This is a genomic window from Pseudomonas sp. Sample_24, assembly GCF_004307605.1.
Classification (GTDB): domain Bacteria; phylum Pseudomonadota; class Gammaproteobacteria; order Pseudomonadales; family Pseudomonadaceae; genus Aquipseudomonas.
On record NZ_RCNW01000532.1, the window covers coordinates 1 to 2,648 of the forward strand.

Annotated in this window: 3 protein-coding genes; all 3 read right to left on the bottom strand. The window is 59.7% G+C overall.

The genetic code is table 11. The annotated features are described in order from the left end of the window. Window positions 1–73, bottom strand: a 73-nt coding sequence (locus tag D8V06_RS29890) for an NAD(P)-binding domain-containing protein (RefSeq protein ID WP_130932388.1), incomplete at its 3' end; no start/stop codon positions are given. A gap of 200 nt (window positions 74–273) precedes the next feature. Beyond that, window positions 274–1,056: a hydroxypyruvate isomerase gene (hyi, locus tag D8V06_RS29895; RefSeq protein ID WP_130932386.1), complete on the bottom strand. Its 783-nt coding sequence runs from the start codon at window positions 1,054–1,056 to the stop codon at window positions 274–276. Between the two features lie 144 nt (window positions 1,057–1,200). Beyond that, a partial coding sequence (gene gcl, locus D8V06_RS29900; protein ID WP_130932387.1) for a glyoxylate carboligase occupies window positions 1,201–2,648 on the bottom strand: 1,448 nt, incomplete at its 5' end.

Sequence of the window (2,648 nt, forward strand, 5' to 3'; positions counted from 1 at the left end):
GACCGGCTTTCTGCAGGTTCGCCGCCATTGGGTGGCCCATGATGCCGGTGCCGATAAATCCGATTTTAGCCATGAAAAAATCCTCTTGTTTTTGTGTAGCCAAATAATGTGCCGAACACACTTTGTGGCGAGGGAGCTTGCTCCCGCTCGGCTGCGAAGCAGTCGTAGATCCTGAGAACCGGTTCTGCCCGAATCACCATAGTGAATGGCTGTTGGGGGCGCTTCGCACCCCAGCGGGAGCAAGCTCCCTCGCCACAGAGGCCCGGTTTAAACTCAGATCGCGTTATGGGTTTTCAACCAGCCGAGGCCGGCTTCAGTGGTGGTCAGCGGCTTGTATTCGCAGCCGACCCAACCCTGGTAACCGATGCGGTCCAGGTGTTCGAACAGGAAGCGGTAGTTGATCTCACCGGTGCCTGGTTCGTTGCGCCCCGGGTTGTCCGCGAGCTGTACATGGTTGATCTCGCCCAGATGCGATTGCAGGGTGCGGGCCAAGTCGCCTTCCATGATTTGCATGTGGTAGATGTCGTATTGCAGGAACAGGTTGGCGCTGCCGACCTGCTCGCGAATCGACAGGGCTTGCGCGGTGTTGTTCAGGTAGAAGCCCGGGATGTCGCGGGTGTTGATCGCTTCCATCACCAGTTTGATGCCCACCGCTTGCAGCTTGTCGGCGGCGTACTTGAGGTTGGCGACGAAGGTCTTCTCTACAGTGGCATCGTCCACGCCTTGCGGACGAATGCCGGCCAGGCAGTTGACCTGGGTGTTGCCCAGCACCTGCGCGTAAGCGATGGCCAGGTCGACCCCGGCGCGGAACTCTTCAACGCGGTCGGGCAGGCAGGCGATACCGCGCTCGCCCTTGGCCCAGTCACCGGCCGGCAGGTTGAACAGCACTTGGGTCAGACCGTTGGCGTCGAGCCTGGCCTTGATTTCGGCCGAGCTGAAGTCGTACGGGAACAGGTATTCGACACCACTGAAACCGGCCTTGGCGGCGGCGTCGAAACGGGCAAGGAAATCCTGTTCGGTGAACAGCATGGACAGGTTGGCTGCGAAACGCGGCATGGTGGTCTCCCGTTTTAGGTTCTCGTTCCCACGCTCTGCGTGGGAATGCCTCAATGGACGCTCTGCGTCCGCTTTGGGACGCAGAGCGTCCCGGGCTGCATTCCCACGCAGAGCGTGGGAACGATCATTCAGAGCGGTCAGCAGTTAATCAAGCAACGAAATCGCCGTTGGCGCATCGTTGCCGACCAGCGCCAGGTCTTCGAATTCGTTGACGGCGTTGATCTCGGTGCCCATGGAAATGTTGGTCACGCGTTCCAGAATAATCTCAACGATGACGGGCACCTTGAACTCTTCGATCAGTTCCTGAGCCTTGCGCAGGGCAGGCTGGATCTGAGCCGGTTCGAACACACGCAGTGCCTTGCAACCGAGGCCTTCGGCAACCGCGACGTGGTCGACACCGTAACCGTTGAGTTCCGGCGCGTTGAGGTTATCGAAGGACAGCTGCACGCAGTAATCCATGTCGAAACCGCGCTGTGCCTGACGAATCAGACCCAGGTACGAGTTGTTTACCACAACATGAATGTACGGCAGCTTGAACTGCGCGCCCACTGCCAATTCTTCGATCATGAACTGGAAGTCATAGTCCCCCGACAGGGCCACGACTTTACGGTTCGGATCAGCCTTGACCACACCCAGCGCTGCCGGAATGGTCCAGCCGAGCGGGCCGGCCTGACCGCAGTTGATCCAGTGACGCGGTTTGTAGACGTGCAGGAACTGCGCGCCGGCAATCTGCGACAGACCGATGGTGCTGACGTAGCAAGTGTCTTTGCCGAACACCTGGTTCATCTCTTCGTAAACGCGCTGCGGCTTGACCGGCACGTTGTCGAAGTGAGTCTTGCGTTGCAGGCTGGCCTTGCGCTGCTGGCAATCCTGCAGCCAGGCACTGCGGTTCTTCAGTTTGCCGGCGGCTTGCCATTCGCGAGCGACTTCGATGAACACGGTCAGCGCGGCGGCAGCGTCGGAAACGATGCCCAGGTCCGGGGTGAACACGCGGCCGATCTGCGTGCCTTCGATGTCGACGTGAATGAACTTGCGGCCTTCGGTATAGACATCGACCGAACCGGTATGACGGTTGGCCCAGCGGTTACCAATGCCCAGGACTACGTCGGATTTCAGCATCGTTGCGTTTCCGTAACGGTGCGAGGTTTGAAGGCCGACCATGCCGACCATCAGTGGGTGATCGTCCGGGATCGTACCCCAGCCCATCAAGGTCGGGATGACCGGGATACCGGTCAGCTCGGCGAATTCCACCAGCAGGTCACTGGCGTCGGCATTGATGATCCCGCCACCGGCTACCAGCAATGGGCGTTCGGCCTGATCCAGCAAGGCCAGAGCCTTCTCGACCTGGACGCGACTGGCGGTTGGCTTGGCCAGCGGCAGTGGCTGGTAAGCGTCGATGTCGAATTCGATTTCAGCCATCTGCACGTCGAACGGCAGGTCGATCAGCACAGGACCAGGGCGGCCGGAGCGCATTTCATAAAAGGCTTTCTGGAACGCGTAGGGCACCTGGCCCGGTTCGAGAACGGTGGTTGCCCATTTGGTCACTGGCTTGACGATGCTGGTGATGTCGACAGCCTGGAAGTCTTCCTTGT